The organism is Companilactobacillus formosensis (assembly GCF_005405305.1).
GTDB classification, from domain to species: Bacteria; Bacillota; Bacilli; order Lactobacillales; family Lactobacillaceae; genus Companilactobacillus; species Companilactobacillus formosensis.
The window spans coordinates 221,014-241,467 of sequence record NZ_BJDU01000003.1 but is presented as its reverse complement, the minus strand read 5'-3'; the positions used below and the strand labels follow the sequence as shown (position 1 = coordinate 241,467).

The window sequence follows — 20,454 nt, the reverse complement described above, 5'->3', positions numbered from 1 at the left end:
CCTCTTTTACTTGTTGTTCAATAACATCAAATCTGGAATCCACATATTTCTAACTTTATCATACTTGTAAAGTGCTTTGGTAATGCCGCTTCTTTGCACTCGTAATTGTTTAGTTTTGTCTGAGTCGACATCACTTTCTTCTAAGAATCCCCCATGACTGACACGAACATCCCACTGTTCATCATTCAGTTCTAAACTAGGCACATCTTTTAAAACTTCATCGATAGATTTCAAGAAACGATAATCATTTTTTTCCATCATTTCCTCAATCTGGCCTAAAGTAAAAGTTTCTTCAATTGGAAAACCCGCACTCTTTACACGAGTCAATTGTGACATAAAGGCAGGATAACCTAATAATTTGCCAAATTCTACTGCCAAAGTTCTAACATAAGTTCCCTTAGAACACTTAACGTGAAATTTGATCGTTTGATAGCCAGTCGTTTCATCAAAACTAGGTTCTGAAGTCATTGAAAAACTATAAATGTGAATTTGGCGAACTGGTCGTTCCACTTCGATACCAGCTCGAGCATATTCGTAAAGTTTCTTACCATTCACACGAACGGCTGAAAACATTGGTGGAATTTGCTTTAAATCACCAGTCATTTGTTCAAAAATCGTCTTCAATTCTTCATTAGTAAATGGCTTTAATAATTTCTTTTCTTCAACTGTTTCGCCTTCACGATCTTCAGTCGTTGTAGAACGTCCCAAAGTAATTTCACCAACATATTCCTTAGGAGAACCTGTCAAAGTATTGACCAATTTAGTTGCTTGACCGACACAGATAGGTAAAACACCATCAACTAAAGGATCTAAAGTCCCTGTATGACCAATCTTTCTTGTATGCAAAATTTTTCTTAATTTATATACGTAATCTGAACTTGTTTGTCCGATTTCTTTATTTAATGGAATTACTCCGTCCATAATCAATCTCCATTTTTTCGTAATATCATTAACAATTTTACTAGTCTTTATTAACAATAGAAAGTTTTCCACAAAAAAACAGGCAAGAAAAATATTCTTACCTGTTAGTTTTAACGATTAGCTTCGTCTTGATGCAACTTAGCAATCAATTTATCAATCTTTTCTCCGTAACGAACGGATTGATCTTGCTTGAATTCAAGTTCTGGAACTTTATAAAGGGTCAATTTTTGACCTAATTCACGACGAATCAAACCTTTAGCCTTATCTAGTCCTGCTTGAGTTTTTTCAACATCACTAGCTTTTTCAGAAAGAATGCTGTAATAAATCGTTGCTTGCTGTAAATCACCGGTCATTTCGACACCTGTAACTGTAACGCCTTGAACTCTAGGATCACGTACACGTTTAAGAAGAATGTCGTTGACTTCTTTTTGAATTTCTTGTTCAACACGACCAATACGATGTTTTACCATGCTTGTACCTCCATTATTTTTCAAACTATCTCTAGTTTACTTGTCATCTTTTAATCATCACTGCTTGATTATATCACATTACTACGAGATTTCTTTTCTCTTAATAATTTGTCAAAAAAATAAAGTCAAAATGTTTCAAAAAACATTCTGGCTTTATTTAGATTATTAACTATTTAACTGGAACTTGTTCCATAACGTAAACTTCGATTTCGTCACCGATCTTAATATCGTTATAGTTTTCGATTGTGATACCACATTCGAATCCTGAGCCAACTTCCTTAACGTCATCTTTGAAACGTTTTAGAGAAGCTAGTTTACCTTCAGTAATAACGATACCATCTCTGATAAGTCTTACGCCACTATCACGTTGGATCTTACCACTATTGACATAACAACCAGCGATAGTACCAATCTTAGATACGTTGTAAGTTTCACGAACAGTCAAGTTACCGATAACTTTTTCTTCGTAAACTGGTTCCAACATACCCTTCATAGCAGCTTCAACTTCATCGATAGCCTTGTAGATAACTCTGTGTAGACGAATATCAACATTTTCATCCTTAGCTTGAACCTTAGCTTGAGCAGTTGGACGAACATTAAATCCAATGATGATAGCGTTACTTGCAGCAGCTAAGTTAACATCACTTTCAGTAATGGCACCAACGGCAGAGTGAATAATATTGACACGAACGCCTTCAACTTCGATCTTCTTCAAACTTCCGGCAATGGCTTCAGCAGAACCTTGAACATCGGCTTTGATAATAACGTCGACTTGTTTAAGTTCTCCTTCTTTCATTGTTTCGAACAAGTTATCAAGTGTTACAGGGTTAGTATTTTGACGTTCCTTTTGAAGAGCACGACTAGCACGTTCTTCACCAGCAGCACGAGCTGTCTTCTCATCATCGAAGACAACAAACTTGTCAGCTGATTCGGGAACTTCATTAAGACCTGTGATCTCAACTGGTTCTGATGGTTTAGCATTCTTGATTTCTTTACCATTATAGTTAGTCATAGTTCTGACACGACCAAAGGTATTACCAACAACAATTGGATCACCAACGTGTAATGTACCTTGTTGAACTAGCAATGTAGCAACTGGTCCACGACCCTTATCCAACTTAGCTTCGATAACAGTACCGATAGCTTTTTGCTTAGGGTTAGCCTTTAATTCTAGAACATCAGATTCTAGAAGAACCATTTCTAGCAATTCGTCAATATTTGTACCCATCTTAGCAGAAATATTAACAAAGATAGTATCCCCACCATAATCTTCAGGAACTAAGTCATATTGCATTAATTCTTCGATTACGTGTTGTGGATTTGCACCTGGCTTATCGATCTTATTGATAGCTACGATAATTGGATCATTTGCAGCCTTGGCATGGTTGATAGCTTCAACTGTCTGTGGCATGACACCATCATCAGCAGCAACAACTAAGATAACGATATCAGTAATATCAGCACCACGAGCACGCATATTAGTAAAGGCAGCGTGTCCTGGAGTATCCAAGAAGGTAATCAATCTGTCTTTTAGACGAACTTGGTAAGCACCGATATGTTGAGTGATACCACCAGCTTCACCGGCAGTAACATGTGTATGTCTTAAGTGATCAAGCAAGGTTGTCTTACCATGATCAACGTGACCCATGATTGTAACTACTGGTGGGCGTGTAACAAGGTTTTCTGTTGTATTAACTTCAGCATCAAAGTACTTGTCGATATCGGCAACATCTTCTTCAACCTTTTCTTGTGATTTAATACCGTAATCTTCAGCCAACAATTCAATGGTATCCTTATCCAATGACTTGTTTTGGTTGATCATAATACCAAGCATAAAGAGTTTCTTAACAATTTCAGCTGGTTCTCTGTGAATCAACTTACCAATATCTTGAGCGTTCATACCCACTGTATAAACAAGTGTTTCTGGTAATGGACGTTCCTTTCTTTGTGGCATTGGCTTCTTAGGTTCAGTACGTTGACGTTGTTGACGTTTACGTTCCTTCTTCTTCTTACGACTACCAAATGGATTAGCAAGATTTTGTTTATGACCAAAGTCACGGTTATTGTTAGTTGGCTTTGGCTTCTTGTATTCTGGCTTTGGAATATTAACGTTTGCTACAGTTGACTTAGGAGTTTCCTTAGCCTTAGCAGCTACGTTATTGTTATTAGGTCTTCTATTTTGATTTTGGTTGTTGCGATTATTATTGTTGTTACGGTTATTTACATTATGGTTGTTGTTCTTGTTATAACGATTATTGTTCTCGTTATTATTGTTAGGACGGTGATTGTTTCTATGAGCATTATCACTATTGTTAGTGCGGTTGTTATTAGAACGATTGTTGTGGTTTCTAGTTGGATGACTAGGAATATGACTAGCATCAGCGATGTTGGTCTTAAATTGTTCTAGATACTTGTTACCGGCACTTTGTCTTGGACGTGGAGCTTGTCCTTGCACACTTGAACGATCACGTCGGTTGTTATTGTTGCGATTGCGATTATTGTTACGATTCTCGCCATTGCGGTTGTTACGTGTTTCATTGTTACGATTACGGTTATCACGATTTTGTGAATTGCGATTATCGTTTCTATTGCCATTATTAACATTGTTTGAATTGTGAGAATTGTTACCATTGTTTGGACGATGATAGTTATTATTATTGCTGTTTGGACGATTACTGTTGGAGTTGTGATTATTGTTACGATGGTCAAAATGACCCTTACCCTTATTAGTATCTCTTCTTACAGCAGTAATCTTGATCTTAGTTTTGTGATCACCTGAATTGTGATTACTACCTTCGTGCTTTTCATCAGTCTTAGGTTGTGCATTGGCTTGATTCTTTGATTGAGACTTAACTGGTTTTTTACCACCCTTTAAGCTACCAACTATTTTCTTTTCTACACTTTCATCTACTGATGACATATGGTTTTTCACATTAATGCCCAATTTTGCAGCGGCATCTAGTACTACTTGATTCTCAACACTATTTTCTTTTGCAATAGTATAAATTCTTTTTTTGACCATCCTATCACTCTCCTTAATTGTCCATAAGTTCTTTTAACCTTTTAGCAAATCCAAAATCTGTTATTCCCATAACTTTTCTGTCTTTTCCAATAGCCGTTTTTAAATCTTCACTACTTATCGTATCTATCACAGGTACATTATAATAACTTGCCTTATTGTGCAAATCTTTTTTTGTTCGAGCACTACAATCTTGCGCCATGATAACGAGTTTTACCTCACCACTGCGCATTCCATTAATAGTCAGTTCAGTTCCACTAATAAATTTTCGAGCTCTAACTGCAATACCTAAGAAATTTAAAAAATTCTTCATTAATGTTTTTTACCTAAATCTCCAAAAAGATCCATACGGGCCTTTTGGTGATCAACGAAATCAAATAGTTCATCATAAAAATTTTCTGGAACCGCATGTGAAAATACTTTTTCCAGAATTTTTGCTGATTTAGCATTTTTAACGGCTTCTGGATCTAGACCTACATAAGCCCCACGGCCAGGTTTCTTTCCAGTAGGATCAATTGAAATATTGCCTTCTTTATCTTTGACAATTCTTACCATTTCTCTTTTTGGATACATCTTGTTTGTCAAAACATCTTTACGCATAGGTATCTTACGAGTTGCCAAATCCATCACCCCTTTTTATTTTTCTGAATCAGAATCGCTATCTACATCATCTGAATCTGAGTCATTATCATCATCATCTTGTACAGCAGGATTCTTTGCATCATCTGCATTAGCAGCATTTTGACGAGTCTTTTCTATGTCAATTTTACCACTCTCAATGTCGTCTAAATCAACATCTTCGTCGTTATCATCAACGAATTCAACTTGTGATTCTGGTTTAATATCAATCTTATATCCAGTTAACTTAGCAGCTAAACGAGCATTTTGACCCTTCTTACCAATTGCTAATGACAAGTGGTAATCAGGAACGATTACGATACATTGTTTCTTATCAGTTTCATCAAATTGAACCGCAATAACTTCAGCTGGATTCAAAGCGTTAGCGATGAAATCAACTGGATCATCAACATATGGCACAACATCAATATTTTCACCATTCAATTCATCAACAACTGCTTGTACACGTGAGCCTTTTGGTCCTACGCAAGTACCAACAGGATCAACATCTGGATTATCTGACTTAACAGCAATCTTAGTTCTATCTCCAGCTTCACGAGCAATTGAGACAATTTCAACAGTTCCATCATAAATTTCAGGAACTTCTTGTTCAAATAATCTTTTGACCAAACCTGGATCAGTTCTGGAAACAAACACTTGAGGTCCTTTAGTAGCATTTTCGACCTTAGTTACGTAAACACGAATTCTATCACGAGAATTGTATGTTTCGCCAGGCATTTGATCCGCCTTAGGCATAACTGTTTCGATACGTCCATAAGTAATATAAACATATCTACTATCGCTACGTTCAACGGTTCCTTGGATGATCTCATGTTCATACTGGCTATATTCATTATAAATGATGTCACGCTCAGCCTCACGAACACGTTGCATGATCACTTGCTTGGCAGTTTGTGCTGCAATTCTACCAAAGTCCTTAGGCGTTACTTCTTCTTTGATATGATCGCCAATTTCATAACCTTTACTCTTTTGTTGAGCATCTTCAAGACTTACTTCAAGACGATCATCAACAACGTCTTCGACAACTTCTTTAACCGCATAAACATGTATATTACCCTTTTTAGCGTCAAATTCAACATCAACGTTTTGGGCTTGGTTGTAATTTCTCTTATAAGCCGCAACTAAAGCAGCTTCTAATGATTCAATAACGTATTCTTTTTTGATACCCTTTTCGCGTTCAAGCGCATCGAGGGCTTCAACCATTTCTTTACTCATGATTTTCTCCTTAGAATTCGATTGCAAGACGAATCTTAGCGATATTTTTGCGGCTAATTTCTACTTGCTTCTTTAAATTCTTAACTTTTACGATCAAAGTTATCTCTGTATCTGTTACTTCTGTAAGTGTTCCTTCAAAAGCTTTTTCACCATTTACTTTTTGATATAAAGAAACATGAACGTAGTCGTCAACGTAATTAGTTAGACTTTCATCGTTCTTTAATGGACGTTCTGCACCAGGAGATGAAACTTCTAGATAATAAGCTGGTTCAATTGGATCTAGTTCATCTAGCTTTTCTCCATATTCCTCACTAATAACGGCACAATCATCAATACTGATTCCACCTTTTTTATCTGCATAAACTCTCAAATACCAATCCCCATGTTCGTGCACGAGTTCTAAATCAACTAAAAAGAAATCGTGTTGTTCCAAAATGGGTTGTAAAATGGCTTTTAATTCTTCAACTTTTGTATCCAAGGACATTCCTCCAAAGTAATCGGCAATAAAAAGAGTGAGCATTTCTGCTCACTCATTAATCAATAATTAACTAGTAGTTAATTTAACATATATTTGTTATTAAATCAACTTATAACAACCATACCTAAAATAATGATAACTGATTTTCATCAGGCATGCCATCTAAAACATGATTTTCTGTCATATATTCGATAACAGTCTTTGAAACTTTACCACGAGTACCTAAATCTTGTTTAGATAAGAAAGGCTGTTCTTCACGTGCAGCAATGATTTGCTTAGCAACGTTGTCACCTAGTCCCGGAATTGCATTAAATGGTGCCAGAAGTGTCTTATCATCAATGATCTTAAATTCAAAAGCATCTGACTTTTCAATATCGACCATTTTAATCTTAAAACCACGTTCCAAACATTCATTAGCTAATTCCAAAACGGTCAATAGATTCTTCTCTTTAGTAGAAGCATCCATTCCTTTATCATTGATGGCTTTCATTGAAGCTTTGACAGCATCTTTTCCCGTTGTCATTGCGACTAAGTCAAAGTCATCAGCACGAACTGTAAAGTAGGCACTGTAGTAATAAAGTGGATAGTGTACCTTAAAGTAGGCAATTCGTAAAGCCATAATAATGTAAGCCGTAGCATGGGCTCTAGGGAACATGTACTTGATCTTCAAACAAGAATCGATATACCAATCTGGCACATCCGCATCTTTCATAGCTTGTTTCCAATCATCAGGAATTCCACGTCCTTTACGAACATGTTCCATAATTTGGAAAGCCATTTGTGAATCCATACCATAGTGAATCAAATCCATCATGATATTATCACGACAACCAATAACTTCCTTCAAAGTAACAATACCTTTGTCAATCAACTCTTCAGCATTACCTAACCAAACATCAGTCCCGTGTGACAACCCAGAAATTTGTAGCAATTCTGCAAAGGTCGTTGGATGAGTCTTCTCAAGCATTCCACGAACAAAACGAGTACCGAATTCTGGTACCCCTAGCGTTCCAGTCTTCGAGAAGATTTGTTCAGGAGTAACACCTAAAGATTTAGTTCCACTGAACAATTCCATGACCCCAGGATCTTTAACTGGTAAAGTCTTAGGATCAATTCCTGACAAATCTTGGAGCATACGAATCATCGTCGGATCATCATGTCCCAGGATATCCAATTTCAAAATATTATCGTGAATTGAATGGAAATCAAAGTGAGTCGTCTTCCAAGCAGCATTTTGGTCGTCAGCGGGATACTGGATCGGCGTAAAATCAAAAATATCCATGTAATCCGGCACAACAATGATACCAGCTGGATGTTGACCAGTCGTTCTTTTGACACCAGTTGATCCCATTGCCAAACGTTCTTCTTCTGCATTGCGAAGATTTTGACCAGTTAGTTCTTCATAATTTTTAACGTAACCAAACGCAGTTCGATCAGCAATCGTACCAATAGTTCCGGCTCTAAATACGTGATCTTCACCAAATAGTACTTTCGTATAATTGTGAGCTACAGGTTGATAATCACCAGAGAAGTTCAAATCAATATCCGGAACCTTGTCACCCTTAAATCCTAAGAAAGTTTCAAAAGGAATATCTTGACCATCTTTTTTAAGATCAGTTCCACATTTAGGACATTTTTTATCTGGCAAATCATATCCAGAACCAACTTCACCTTTAGTGAAGAATTCGGAATATTTACATTTGGGACAACGATAATGTGGTGGCAAAGGATTAACTTCCGTAATACCCGTCATCGTAGCAACGAAACTTGATCCAACAGAACCACGGGAACCTACCAAATATCCATCTTTATTCGATTTGTAAACCAATCGTTGCGAAATCAAATAAATAACTGAGAAACCATTACCGATGATACTCTTCAATTCCTTGTCCATCCGTTCTTGAACAATTTCTGGTAAAGGATCGCCATACAATTCGTGGGCTTTGTTCAAGGTTAAATTACGAATTTCATCTTCAGCACCATCCATCTTTGGCGTATAAAGTTTATCTTTGACCGGTGATATTTCGTCAATTGAATCCATGATTTTCTTAGGATTATCAACGATAATCTCTTGTTGAACTTGTGGATCCATATAACTAAATTCATCAAACATCTCATTAGTAGTTCTAAATTGTACATCAGGCAACTCTGGTCGACGAGCTAGAGCATTACTCTTAACAGCTTTGATAACAATATCTCGATAAACTTTATCATGTGGATCTAAATAATGAACATCTCCCGTTGCAACAACAGGTTTATTGAGCTCTTTACCCAACTTAACAATATTCTTCAAAATCTCTTCTAGCGCTGATTCATCTTTGATAATTTTAATATCAATCAAATGTTGATACAAAGTCTTCGGCATGACTTCCAAATAATCGTAATACTGAGCGATTTCTCTAGTATCGTCATAACCTTTTTGCATCATGCTAGTAAAAACTTCACCATTTTCACAAGCAGAACCTACGATAATACCTTCACGATATTTGTTCAATAATCTTCTAGGTACACGAGCTGTTCGATAATAATATTGCGTCATTGAATAAGAAACAATCTTAAACATGTTCTTTAAACCAGCTTGAGTCTTGGCCAACAAGATTGCATGACTTGGACGAGCTTGCTTATACGCTTCATCGCCACCGATATGGTCATTTAGCTGTTCAACATTATTAGTTCCGAATTTGTCTTCCAATTCTTCAAATAACTTGTACATCAAATAACCGGTTGTTTCAGCATCGGAATCCGCTCTATGGTGGTGTTCCAAAACAATATTGTAACGTTTAGCCAATGAATCCAATTTATGGTTACGATACTCTGAATGCAATGTTCGTGACATTTCCAAAGTATCAATAACTGGCATCGACAAGCGATCTCGACCCATTCTTGTCAAAGCGGCATTCATAAAGCCCATATCAAAGGTTACATTGTGACCAACTAAAATATCATCACCGATAAAGTCCATAAATTCACCGACAACTACAGACTCATCAGGTTCATTTTCAACCATTTCAGTTGTGATACTAGTCAAATTGGTTGTTACTTCAGACAATGGATGACCGGGATTGATAAATTTATCAAAACGATCAATTACTTCACCATCTTTCATCTTAGTAGCACCAATTTCGATGATGGAATCATATACTGCTGACAAACCGGTTGTTTCGGTATCAAAAATCACGTATTCAGAACCTGCTAATTTTTGATCACGGAGATTATAAGCAATGGGGTTACCTTCATCAACTAAATCAATTTCAACACCATAGGCTATTTTGACACCAAATTTTTTACCAGCATTAAAAGCTTCAGGGAACGCTTGTAGAGCATGATGGTCCGTTATAGCGATTCCTGTTTGCCCCCAGTCACTAGCACGTTTGATCAAATCAGTTGCACTAGGAATGGCATCCATTTGACTCATATTAGTGTGAGCATGCAATTCAATTCGTTTGTTGTCATCTTCAGCAGTATCTTGTCTTGGTTGGTGTTTGATAACATTAATATCATTAGCCATGATAACTAGTTCACGTGAGAAATTATCCTCTTGAACGCTACCACGAACTCTGATCCAAGCACCCTTATCTAAGGAATTAAAGAAGTTTTCGTCATCTTCGCCATTTGAGAATTTCTTGATACTAAACGATGATGTGTAGTCAGTAACTTTCAAAATTAACAATGAACGTCCTGATTTTAATTTTCTAACATCAATATCAAAAACATAGCCTTCGACGACTTTGTTTCTTTCTTCTTCAACGATATCAACCATTTGTGTAATTTCTTGATCATCAGGAATCTTACGTCCAACTTTAGAAACATTGGCCGGTTTAGCAGCCTTTTTCTCACTGACTTCTTTAGCCTTAGCTTGGAATTGCTTGTTCTTTTCCACATTCATAGCTTTCATCGCAGCTTCTTTTTCCTGGTTCTTCGATTCATCGATATTAGCTCTGATTCGAAAGTCAGGAAAACCTAAACTACTATATTCGGACTGCAAGCCGTTGACCAATTTGCCATCCACAATATCAGCCATGAAACTGTTTGATACATCTAAAAAGACTTGACCATTTTCCATATGTGGCGGTGTTTGACCAATTTTGTCCAAAACCATTGGTGACTCAACGCTGCAATCGTTCAGCACGTAGTTCCAATAATCAGTTATATCTTTTTGTCTCAATTGTGCTTGGGTAGTCTTGATTTCAAAATTTACCTGTGCAATACCTTCAAAACTAGCCTTCAATGCTTTAACAAAGGTCAGAAATTCTTTAAATGGCAAAACATCTTTGAACTCAAAATAAAAGGTCCAACGTTTACTATTTTTATGAACTTCCAATTTGTTCAATTTACCATCGGCAAATGAATCATTAGATTCTAACAATTGATCCAATTTAATTTGCTTAACTAGTATTTCAAAAAGTTGTTTTGTATCTGCCATATTCTACCCTTCAAAAAATAAAAAAAGGCCTAAGCCTCATTTTATGATTTTTCTTAAGTTAAGTTACTGAACTATGCCGTCGTTCATCTTTTGTTTCAAATAATTAAGAAGCTAAAAATAGAACCACTATCCAGTCCGGAATAGCAAAGAAAATTGGCTCAAATGTGAAATTTCTCTTGGCAATTTATTGCCTAGTGAAAGGTCGAGCTTGAAGACTTTGCCCGTATTTGGGCTTAGCAAAGGCTCCAAGTCGTGCCCACATTGTTCCAGCCAAATTTTCTTTGCTATGAAGGACGGAATATTACACTAATCAAACTTAACTAAAAAAATCTATTTCTGATTCTTAAGCAATATTTTTACTGAATTTACTAATTCATCCTTACTTACTTCGATTGTTTCACCAGTGCTTCTAAGCTTTAGTTCAACAATCTCGTCGGCTGCCTTTTTACCAACTGTAATTCTGATTGGTGTACCAATCAAATCAGAGTCAGCAAACTTAACACCAGGACGTTCTTTACGATCATCAAGTAAGACATCATAGCCTTCATTTTCCAACAATTCAACAATTTCGTCACTTAATTTGCCTTGAACGTCATTGTTGTACTTGATAGGAACAACGTGAACTTGGTATGGTGCCAAACTTACAGGCCAAACAATACCATTTTCATCGCTGTGTTGTTCAACGATAGCTGTCAATAATCTTGAAACACCGATACCGTAACTACCCATGATGATAGGATTTGATTTACCATTTTCATCTAAGAAGTTAGCACCTAATGCTTTAGAGAATTTAGTACCAAGTTTAAAGATGTGACCAATTTCAATACCACGAGTAAATTGAATCTTACCGTGACCATCTGGTGAAGTTTCGCCCTCTTTGATCACACGGAAATCTCTAAATTCTGGCATTTCATCAGTGATGTCTTCAAAGTTAGCATTAATAAAGTGACGATCCTCTTTGTTAGGTCCAACGACAAAATTTGTCAAACCAACTAATGAGCTATCATATAAGACTTTAACATCTTCTTTGATACCTTTAGGTCCGATAAATCCAGGAACACTGCCGAATACGTCAGCTACTTCTTCATTAGTTGCTTCACGTAAGAAATCAGCACCCAAATAATTCTTCAATTTAACATCATTGACGTCATAGTCACCACGAATCATAACCATAACTGGTTTTTCATCAGCAATGTAAGCTACTGCTTTCATGATTCTTGAAGCGTCGACTTTAAGAAGTTGAGCCAAAGCATCGATTGTATGAACGTTTGGTGTGTCAACTTCTTCCATTTCTTTCTTATCTTCAACTGGATTTTCTTCCATCTTACTTGCAGCCATTTCTAGGTTAGCTGAGTAATCGGAATCATCTGAATAGGCAATAGTATCTTCACCGATATCAGCAATGGCAGAAAATTCTTTAGAATCAGTACCACCCATGGCACCAGCATCACCGATAATAACACGGTAGTTCAAGCCGCATGCGTCAAAGATATTGCGGTAAGCTTGTTCCATTTGATTGAAAAGAACATCGAGTTGTTCTTTGTTAGAAGTAAATGAATAAGCATCTTGCATGATAAATTCACGGCCACGCAACAAACCATTACGAGGACGGTCTTCATCACGATACTTCATTTGAATTTGATACATAGCAATTGGCAACTTCTTGTAACTATTCAAACCTTCTTTGACGATGCTTGTGAAAGTTTCTTCGTGCGTAGGTCCAAGAATGAAATCACGATCATGACGGTCTTTGAATTTGAAAAGATTGTCACCATAAGTTGCGTAACGACCACTTTCTTTCCAAAGATCGGCTGGCAAAATAGCTGGCATACGCATTTCAGCAGCATCGATGTCCTTCATTTGTTTTCTGATAAGTCCCTCGATTTTTTGAATTACTGACCAAGCTAATGGCAAGTAAGCATAAACACCGGCAGAGACTTGTCTGATATAACCGGCACGCAACATCAACTGATGACTGATTGCTTCAGCATCTGAAGGAGTTTGCTTTAATGTTGGAATATATAATTTTGACTGTTTCAAGTTCTTTTATCCCCCTATTTTATAAAGAAGCGCTGGATATCATTCCAGGTTACGGCAATCATTAATAGAACTAAGATTCCGACCCCAATTAAGGTAATCACATTTTCATATTGTTCTGGAATTGGTTTTCTTCTAATTGCTTCAACAATATTTAACAAAATTTTCCCACCATCCAAAGCTGGAATTGGAATCAAATTGACGATTCCTAAATTCATTGACAGCATTGATGTAAAGAAAATAATGTTGATCAAACCGGTTGAGGCGACTTTAGAAGTCATTGAATAAATTCCTACCGGACCAGATAATTGATTAATGCTAAACCCACCTGAAACCATCTTTCCTAAAGCGTGGAAAATTGTTAAAGAAGTGCTCCAGCTATAAATGAAACCATATTTGATCTTAGCCATGGCAGAAGAGTCGGTCTTTTGCATAATACCGATCAAACCATAACTTTGACCTGAAGATTTAACTGTTTTAGGCGTTACTTTGATTGTTTCAACCTTTTTACCTGATTGAACTTTCATCGTTAATTTTTTACCAGGATTATTTTGAATATTCTCTGATAAATCTGTCCAAGAAGCAGTTTTCTTCCCGTTAATACTTAAAATTTTATCGTTGGCCTTTAGACCAGCTTTTTGAGCTACTGAATCTTTTTGAATACTACCTAATTGATTAGAGCCAGTCCCAACTGATCCCATCATAAAGGCAGCAATAATTGCAGCCACGATTGCTAAAACAAAATTGTTAAATGGACCAGCAAAGTTTGTGATCATTCGTTTCCAAACAGAAACTGATTGCAATTGAACGTCACGAGGAGCAATTTGCACTTCCGTACCATCCTCTTCAACAATCGTTGCATCATGATCAACCGAATACTTCTTAGTGACAGTTTCATCACCATTCTCGTATCCTTCGATTACTAAATCATCAACAAGATCAGCTTTAGAGATTTGAACTGGAACCGCGTTTGCATCATAAACCTTACTTGAAGTTATAATTTTTGTTACTTTATCGTCATCATTAATTACTAACGATGCCATCGTTCCTGGTTGAATTTCAGAATCATCTTCTTGTGCACCAGCCATGCGGACATAACCACCCAAAGGCAGCAGTCTCAAAGTATAGGTCGTATGATTTTTGCGGTAAGCGACGATTTTCGGCCCCATACCAACAGAAAACTCACGAACTAAGATTCCTGATTTCTTTGCAGCGTAATAGTGTCCAAATTCATGAACAATTACTAAAATTCCAAAAACGATTATAAATGTAATTATCGCGGTCATTTTAACCTCCACGAGCTAATTTAAACTAAACCAAAAATGTGTAGCAATGGTAGTACGATCAACATACTATCGAAACGATCCAAGATTCCACCATGTCCTGGTAAAATATTTCCTGAATCTTTAACTTTGTAAAATCTCTTATAGGCGGATTCAATCAAATCGCCCATTTGTCCCATAATTGACAAGACAAAAGCAATCATCAACATTGAAGTGATGGAATATTCTTGTGGGACAAAAATCATATAAACACCAGAAAGAACTAAAGCCATAATAATTCCAGCAATTGTTCCTTCCCATGTCTTATTAGGACTGATAGCAGGCCATAATTTATGCTTACCGATTTTTCTACCAAATGTATAAGCAAAAATATCAGTTGACCAAACAACGATCAAAGCATACATCAACAAACCTAGTCCTGGCTGTGAATTTCTAACAGCTGCTAAATAATGGAATCCTGTTCCGATATAAAGCATTGAAACCACTGAAACACCAGCATCTTCAAAATTAAACTTATTCTTAGTCAAAACTGTAATGACTAACAAGATAATTGCGAAGACATAAAACAAATCAAGACGTGAGAAACTCTTTGGTAACCAGCCACTATAAAACCCATTTGGTACTACCAGAGCCAACGTTCCTAAAATCGTCACTAAAAAGTCAACCGAAACGATGATTCTCTTACGCATGATATAAACTTCAAATACACCGACTGCTGCTAGCGCTGCTGCTGCAACTTCTAGCCAAATTCCACCTGCAAGCAATATGGGAATAAAAATTGCTAATGCAATAACGGCAGTAATTACACGTTGTTTCATAATTTTCCCCCAAACTAACTAGACCGAACCAAAACGACGATCTCTTCTATCGAATTCTTGAATATCCTCAATCAAATTATCAACCGAATAATCAGGCCAAAGAGTTTTATCAAAGACCATTTCCGAATAGGCTAATTGCCATAACATGAAATTAGAAATTCGCTCTTCGCCACTAGTTCTGATCAACAAGTCTGGGTCAGCTAACTCACCCAATTGACTAGTTAATAATTGACTAGAAAACAATTCATCGTCAATATCTTCTGGATCTATTGAACCATCCTGAGCCTTGATTGCCAACCCTTTTGCTGCATGGACAATTTCGGCACGACCACCATAATTAAAAGCAAAGTTGAGGATCATACCGGTATTATCCTTCGTATCCTCAACTGCTTTCATAACTACTTTTCTCGTTCTATCAGGCAAATGGTCCGTAAATCCGGTTACCAATACTTTAATATTTTCTTTGATTAAATCGGGCATAAATGTTCCAAAGAAGTCAACCGGTAAGCGCATCAAAAAGTTGACCTCTTTGCTAGGACGACTCCAATTTTCAGTTGAAAAGGCATAAAGGCTCAAGACTTTAACACCTAAGTGACTGGCAGCAGTCGCAATCGTTTTGACATTATTCATACCTTCTTTATGTCCAGCAATTCTTGGTTGACCCAACCTCTTAGCCCAACGACCATTACCGTCCATAATAATTGCTACATGCTTTGGAATCGAAGCCTCTGGATCTAATCTCTTCCTAATATCTTCTGTCATATAAATTAGCCTTCAGTAATTTCCTTTTCCTTATCTGCAGCTAGTTTATCCATTTGGGCAATGGCATCATCAGTAACTTTTTGAACATCTTTTTCCAAAACATGCAATTCATCTTCTGTAATGTCATTATCCTTTTCTTGTTTCTTCAAATCATCCATAGCTTCACGACGAACGTTTCTAACAGCAATACGTCCGCTTTCGGCTTCTTTACCTACTTGCTTAGCAATTTCTTGTCTACGTTCACCAGTAAGTTGTGGGATAACCAAACGAATGACACTACCGTCATTAGCAGGGTTTAAGCCCAAATCTGATGAGTTAATAGCATGTTCAATGTCATCTAGTGATGATTTATCATAAGGCGTGATCATTAAAACACGTGCTTCAGGAATGTTGATAGAAGCAACTTGATTCAATGGTACTTCTGTACCGTAATACATAACTCTAACGTTACTCAAAATTGAAGCATTAGCCTTACCGGCACGAATATTAGCTAGTTCACGGCTTAAAACGTCAACTGACTTAGACATATTCTCTTTTGCTTTTGTAATAGCTTTATTTGTCATCATTACCACCCTTTATAATTGTTCCAATATTTTCACCTTGAACAACCTTCTTGATATTTTCAGGTTTATTCAAGTTGAAGACAATCAATGGAATATCGTTATCCATTGACAATGAAGAAGCTGTTGTATCCATAACACCGAGATTCTTATTAATAATATCAAGTTGTGACAATTCTGAATACTTCTTAGCATTTGGATCCTTCTTAGGATCAGCTGAATAAACTCCATCAACATCATTCTTGGCCATCAAAATAACATCGGCTTCGATTTCAGCAGCACGTAATACTGAAGTAGTATCAGTTGAGAAGTATGGATTACCAGTTCCACCGGCAAAAATAACTACACGGCCCTTTTCTAGATGTCTAACGGCTCTTCTTCTGATATATGGTTCTGCAACTTGGCGCATTTCAATTGAAGTTTGCACACGAGTTGGGACACCGATATTTTCCAAACCATCTTGTAATGCTAGACCGTTCATAACTGTAGCCATCATACCCATGTAATCTGCTTGAGCACGATCCATACCCATTTCAGCACCAGTTTCGCCACGCCAGATGTTTCCACCACCACAAACAATGGCAACTTCAACACCTAAATCGTGAACACTTTTGATTTGTTCAGCGATTTTTTTGATAACTGGGGGATTAATGCCAAATCCTTTTTCTCCAGCTAAAGCTTCACCAGAAACTTTTAAAATAATTCTTTTATACTTGATATTAGGCATAAGTACTCTCCTTTAATTTTGCTATTAAACATTTTAACATATTAGAAACACTAAATTTATCTAAACACTATTTTTAAATAAAAATTGCAAGGATACAACCCTTTATACAAAGAAAAGGTCGTTTAATTCAAATTGAATTAAGCGACCTTTCTCGAAATTGTTAAAAAATTACTTCATTTGGTTCTTTACTTCTTCAGCAAAGTCTTCTTGTTTCTTTTCGATACCTTCGCCAACTTCGTAACGAACGAATGAAACTAACTTACCATTCTTTGATTCAACAAATTGTTGAACTGTCATGTCTGAATCCTTAACGAATTCTTGATCAGCCAAACTAATTTCTGACAAGAACTTGTTTAGACGACCTTCAACGATTCTAGGAATGATTTTTTCAGGTTTACCTTCAGCCTTTGTTTCTTCAGTGAAGATAGCTTTTTCATGTTCTAGACGATCAGCAGGAACTTGATCACGGTCCATGAATTCAGGGTTGATAGCTGCAACGTGCATAGCAACGTCCTTAGCAGTATCTTCATCAGCACCTTCAAGAGTAACAATAGCACCGATCAAACCACCATTGTGTAGGTATGAACCGAATACTTGTGAGTCAGTCTTGTCAAGAACTTCGAAACGTCTCAATGAAATCTTTTCACCGATAACAGCTGTTAAGCCAGTGATAGCTTCGTTGATTGTTTGGTCACCCATCTTAAGTTGCAAAGCTTCGTCCATTGTCTTTGGTTCATTTTCAACGATTGCCTTACCAATACTATTTACTAAATTGATAAACTTATCATTTGATGAAACAAAGTCAGTTTCTGAGTTAACTTCGATGATAGCAGCTTTGTTACCTGAAATTTCGATATGTGTCAAACCTTCAGCAGCAACGTTACCACTCTTCTTGGCAGCCTTAGCAATACCCTTTTCACGAAGTTTGTCGATAGCTTCTTGCATATTACCGTCAGCAGCAACCAATGCCTTCTTAGCATCCATCATACCAACGCTTGTCTTATCACGTAATTCTTTAACTTGAGCAGCAGTAATTTTAGCCATTAGTAATCCTCCAGTCGTATAAATAAAGCCATCTTACTCAGATGACTCTATTTTACGTTTATTATTTTAATTATTTGTTATCTTCGCTTGTGTTCTTAGCTTGTGCTAAATCTTCGATAGATTTTGCATCAGCAGCATCAGAATTTTCGTCGTTGTTGTCATCCTTAGCAAAGTCTGCATCTGTAACAGCTTCTTCACCTTGTTTACCTTCAACGATAGCATCAGCCATCTTAGATGTGATTAATCTAACGGCACGGATAGCATCATCATTTGAAGGAATGATAACATCGATAGGATCTGGATCTGTGTTTGTATCAACCATAGCTACGATAGGAATGTTAAGTTTCTTAGCTTCGTTAACAGCAATGTTTTCCTTGTGAGGATCAACAATGAACATAACATCTGGGATTCTTGGCATATCTTCGATACCACCAAGGAATCTTTCTAGCTTAGCTTGTTGCTTTTGTAGTAAAGCAACTTCTTTCTTAGGTAGACGATCAAAAGTACCATCTTCAGCCATTGCCTTGATGTCCTTTAATCTCTTGATACGTTTTTGGATTGTGTTCCAGTTAGTCAAAGTTCCACCTAACCAACGGTGGTTAACGTAGTATTGACCGGCACGTGTAGCTTCTTCAGCAACAGCGTCTTGGGCTTGTTTCTTTGTACCAACGAATAGGAAAATTCCATCATCACCGGCAACAGCCTTCATATAGTTGTATGCATCGTCGATCATGCGTACTGTTTTTTGTAAATCAATGATGTAAATACCATTTCTTTGTGTAAAGATAAATGGCTTCATCTTAGGGTTCCATCTTCTTGTTTGGTGACCGAAATGTACACCGGCTTCAAGAAGTTGTTTCATAGAAATAACTGACATAAAAAGTTCCTCCTGGTTTTTACCTCCACTTAAGTCTTATTCAATTGAAACGCGACTCGCGCACCATCAACTGAATCGTTAAGTGTGTGTATTCAATACGGTTTAATATTATAAATGAAGACCACTATTTAATCAAGTAGTCGTGCCAATTTATTCCGTGACTTTTTAAAAGTTGTTCTTTTTGTTGACGTGTCAGCTTTTTAATCGCAATTTCTCGTTTCAAAGCTGCAGATTTATTAGCTAATTCTTCGGTATACATGAGTTGCACTGGACGTCTGACTTTCGTGTACTTGGCACCTTTGCCGGCATTATGCGTCTTTACTCGTTTTTCTACATTATTACTAGTTCCTGTATAAAAAGTCTTGTCGCTACACAATAACATGTAAACATAGTATTTACTTTCCATTGATTATTAAATTGGCCTCTTCACTCAATTGATGATTTTCGTCATAAATAACTAAGTCTGGTTCCACTTTCAAGGATGCAGTCTTTACAGTTTTGATAGCATCAACTAAGACTAAATTGGCATCTTTTTTAGAAGTCGTTCTGACAAATCTTAGACGCTTAGCCTGCAGCTTTTCTTCATTCATCGTTACTAATAAATCACTGAGTCGTTGTGGACGATAGACTAAAAAAGCATGAGAATTTTCTTTGAGCAAAATCTTAATAGCCGACAAAATGTCTTTTAAATCAGCTTTTAACTCGTGACGCGCAACAGCTAAAACTGAATTGTCCTTGATTGCAGTTTGATCTGTCACCTTAAAATATGGCGGATTGCAAACGACCGTATCAACCGTATCATGGACAATATACTGTTGAACATTTTTCAAGTCATCATTAACTAAGGTCACTTGATTGGATAAGTGGTTATCTATAATGCTTTGTTGAGCCAAATCCGCGAGTTGTTTTTGAATTTCGACTAAATAAATTTTAGCGGACGTCTTACTAGTTAAAGACAAACCAATCGCTCCATTTCCTGCACATAAATCGACAACTTTGCCTTTTTTTGCGGGATTTGCGAAATTATAGAGTAAAATAGTATCAAGATTGAATGAGTAGAGTTCTTTATCTTGATTGATCTTAACTCCACTATTTGCAATCGTATCTTGAGAATTAATCGACATGTTACACCTGCTTTATGGTATTTTAAATAAGTGAAAATTATTTTTGGGAGAATGATA

General features: G+C 36.7%; 18 protein-coding genes. All 18 read right to left on the bottom strand.

Going from position 1 to position 20,454, the window contains the following annotated elements:
- Positions 1-6: 6 nt before the first annotated feature.
- Positions 7-921 carry a tRNA pseudouridine(55) synthase TruB gene (truB, locus tag FFM65_RS05295; RefSeq protein WP_119317977.1) on the bottom strand — a complete coding sequence of 305 codons (915 nt, stop codon included), beginning with the start codon at positions 919-921 and terminating at the stop codon, positions 7-9.
- A 110-nt stretch (positions 922-1,031) separates the two neighbouring features.
- The gene (rbfA, locus tag FFM65_RS05290) at positions 1,032-1,391 is read right to left on the bottom strand and encodes a 30S ribosome-binding factor RbfA (RefSeq protein WP_010019505.1); all 360 of its coding nucleotides are present in this window, start codon (positions 1,389-1,391) and stop codon (positions 1,032-1,034) included.
- Between the two features lie 169 nt (positions 1,392-1,560).
- Positions 1,561-4,413, bottom strand: coding sequence for a translation initiation factor IF-2 (infB, locus tag FFM65_RS05285; protein ID WP_119317976.1), 2,853 nt, complete (start codon positions 4,411-4,413; stop codon positions 1,561-1,563).
- Between the two features lie 13 nt (positions 4,414-4,426).
- Complete coding sequence (locus FFM65_RS05280; protein ID WP_119317975.1) at positions 4,427-4,723, bottom strand: L7Ae/L30e/S12e/Gadd45 family ribosomal protein; 297 nt, start codon at positions 4,721-4,723, stop codon at positions 4,427-4,429.
- The gene (gene rnpM / locus FFM65_RS05275) at positions 4,723-5,031 is read right to left on the bottom strand and encodes an RNase P modulator RnpM (RefSeq protein ID WP_174795668.1); all 309 of its coding nucleotides are present in this window, start codon (positions 5,029-5,031) and stop codon (positions 4,723-4,725) included. Before rnpM ends, FFM65_RS05280 begins: the two co-directional genes overlap by 1 nt.
- A gap of 15 nt (positions 5,032-5,046) precedes the next feature.
- Positions 5,047-6,264 carry a transcription termination factor NusA gene (gene nusA / locus FFM65_RS05270; protein WP_119317973.1) on the bottom strand — a complete coding sequence of 406 codons (1,218 nt, stop codon included), beginning with the start codon at positions 6,262-6,264 and terminating at the stop codon, positions 5,047-5,049.
- 10 nt (positions 6,265-6,274) lie between these two features.
- Positions 6,275-6,742 (bottom strand): ribosome maturation factor RimP, encoded by a 468-nt coding sequence (gene rimP, locus FFM65_RS05265; protein WP_119317972.1) that lies wholly within the window; start codon positions 6,740-6,742, stop codon positions 6,275-6,277.
- A gap of 124 nt (positions 6,743-6,866) precedes the next feature.
- Entirely contained in the window at positions 6,867-11,165 is a 4,299-nt protein-coding gene (locus tag FFM65_RS05260) for a PolC-type DNA polymerase III (RefSeq protein WP_119317971.1), read from the bottom strand.
- A 330-nt stretch (positions 11,166-11,495) separates the two neighbouring features.
- Positions 11,496-13,205, bottom strand: a complete 1,710-nt coding sequence (locus FFM65_RS05255; RefSeq protein WP_119317970.1) for a proline--tRNA ligase — start codon at positions 13,203-13,205, stop codon at positions 11,496-11,498.
- A 14-nt stretch (positions 13,206-13,219) separates the two neighbouring features.
- Positions 13,220-14,488 carry an RIP metalloprotease RseP gene (gene rseP, locus FFM65_RS05250; protein ID WP_056945155.1) on the bottom strand — a complete coding sequence of 423 codons (1,269 nt, stop codon included), beginning with the start codon at positions 14,486-14,488 and terminating at the stop codon, positions 13,220-13,222.
- A 20-nt stretch (positions 14,489-14,508) separates the two neighbouring features.
- Positions 14,509-15,303 (bottom strand): phosphatidate cytidylyltransferase, encoded by a 795-nt coding sequence (locus FFM65_RS05245; RefSeq protein WP_119317969.1) that lies wholly within the window; start codon positions 15,301-15,303, stop codon positions 14,509-14,511.
- An 18-nt stretch (positions 15,304-15,321) separates the two neighbouring features.
- Positions 15,322-16,065, bottom strand: coding sequence for an undecaprenyl pyrophosphate synthase (gene uppS / locus FFM65_RS05240; RefSeq protein ID WP_119317968.1), 744 nt, complete (start codon positions 16,063-16,065; stop codon positions 15,322-15,324).
- 5 nt (positions 16,066-16,070) lie between these two features.
- A complete protein-coding gene (gene frr / locus FFM65_RS05235) occupies positions 16,071-16,628 on the bottom strand; it encodes a ribosome recycling factor (RefSeq protein ID WP_119317967.1) in 558 nt (185 codons plus the stop codon).
- Positions 16,618-17,352 carry a UMP kinase gene (gene pyrH / locus FFM65_RS05230; RefSeq protein ID WP_119317966.1) on the bottom strand — a complete coding sequence of 245 codons (735 nt, stop codon included), beginning with the start codon at positions 17,350-17,352 and terminating at the stop codon, positions 16,618-16,620. The genes frr and pyrH overlap by 11 nt, the downstream gene beginning before the upstream one ends.
- Before the next feature lie 168 nt (positions 17,353-17,520).
- Complete coding sequence (gene tsf, locus FFM65_RS05225) at positions 17,521-18,396, bottom strand: translation elongation factor Ts (protein ID WP_119317965.1); 876 nt, start codon at positions 18,394-18,396, stop codon at positions 17,521-17,523.
- Between the two features lie 70 nt (positions 18,397-18,466).
- A complete protein-coding gene (gene rpsB, locus FFM65_RS05220; RefSeq protein ID WP_059073614.1) occupies positions 18,467-19,273 on the bottom strand; it encodes a 30S ribosomal protein S2 in 807 nt (268 codons plus the stop codon).
- A gap of 124 nt (positions 19,274-19,397) precedes the next feature.
- On the bottom strand, positions 19,398-19,679 hold the full coding sequence (locus tag FFM65_RS05215; protein WP_119317964.1) for a GIY-YIG nuclease family protein: 282 nt from the start codon (positions 19,677-19,679) through the stop codon (positions 19,398-19,400).
- Positions 19,669-20,397, bottom strand: coding sequence for a tRNA1(Val) (adenine(37)-N6)-methyltransferase (locus FFM65_RS05210; protein WP_119317963.1), 729 nt, complete (start codon positions 20,395-20,397; stop codon positions 19,669-19,671). The genes FFM65_RS05215 and FFM65_RS05210 overlap by 11 nt, the downstream gene beginning before the upstream one ends.
- Between the last annotated feature and the right edge of the window lie 57 nt (positions 20,398-20,454).

Bases quoted from the DNA above. Each gene is read 5' to 3' on its own strand.
- truB (WP_119317977.1), bottom strand. From the start codon at position 921: ATGGACGGAGTAATTCCATTAAATAAAGAAATCGGACAAACAAGTTCA.
- rbfA (WP_010019505.1), bottom strand. From the start codon at position 1,391: ATGGTAAAACATCGTATTGGTCGTGTTGAACAAGAAATTCAAAAAGAA.
- infB (WP_119317976.1), bottom strand. From the start codon at position 4,413: ATGGTCAAAAAAAGAATTTATACTATTGCAAAAGAAAATAGTGTTGAG.
- FFM65_RS05280 (WP_119317975.1), bottom strand. From the start codon at position 4,723: ATGAAGAATTTTTTAAATTTCTTAGGTATTGCAGTTAGAGCTCGAAAA.
- nusA (WP_119317973.1), bottom strand. From the start codon at position 6,264: ATGAGTAAAGAAATGGTTGAAGCCCTCGATGCGCTTGAACGCGAAAAG.
- FFM65_RS05260 (WP_119317971.1), bottom strand. From the start codon at position 11,165: ATGGCAGATACAAAACAACTTTTTGAAATACTAGTTAAGCAAATTAAA.
- rseP (WP_056945155.1), bottom strand. From the start codon at position 14,488: ATGACCGCGATAATTACATTTATAATCGTTTTTGGAATTTTAGTAATT.
- FFM65_RS05245 (WP_119317969.1), bottom strand. From the start codon at position 15,303: ATGAAACAACGTGTAATTACTGCCGTTATTGCATTAGCAATTTTTATT.
- uppS (WP_119317968.1), bottom strand. From the start codon at position 16,065: ATGACAGAAGATATTAGGAAGAGATTAGATCCAGAGGCTTCGATTCCA.
- frr (WP_119317967.1), bottom strand. From the start codon at position 16,628: ATGACAAATAAAGCTATTACAAAAGCAAAAGAGAATATGTCTAAGTCA.
- pyrH (WP_119317966.1), bottom strand. From the start codon at position 17,352: ATGCCTAATATCAAGTATAAAAGAATTATTTTAAAAGTTTCTGGTGAA.
- tsf (WP_119317965.1), bottom strand. From the start codon at position 18,396: ATGGCTAAAATTACTGCTGCTCAAGTTAAAGAATTACGTGATAAGACA.
- rpsB (WP_059073614.1), bottom strand. From the start codon at position 19,273: ATGTCAGTTATTTCTATGAAACAACTTCTTGAAGCCGGTGTACATTTC.
- FFM65_RS05215 (WP_119317964.1), bottom strand. From the start codon at position 19,679: ATGGAAAGTAAATACTATGTTTACATGTTATTGTGTAGCGACAAGACT.
- FFM65_RS05210 (WP_119317963.1), bottom strand. From the start codon at position 20,397: ATGTCGATTAATTCTCAAGATACGATTGCAAATAGTGGAGTTAAGATC.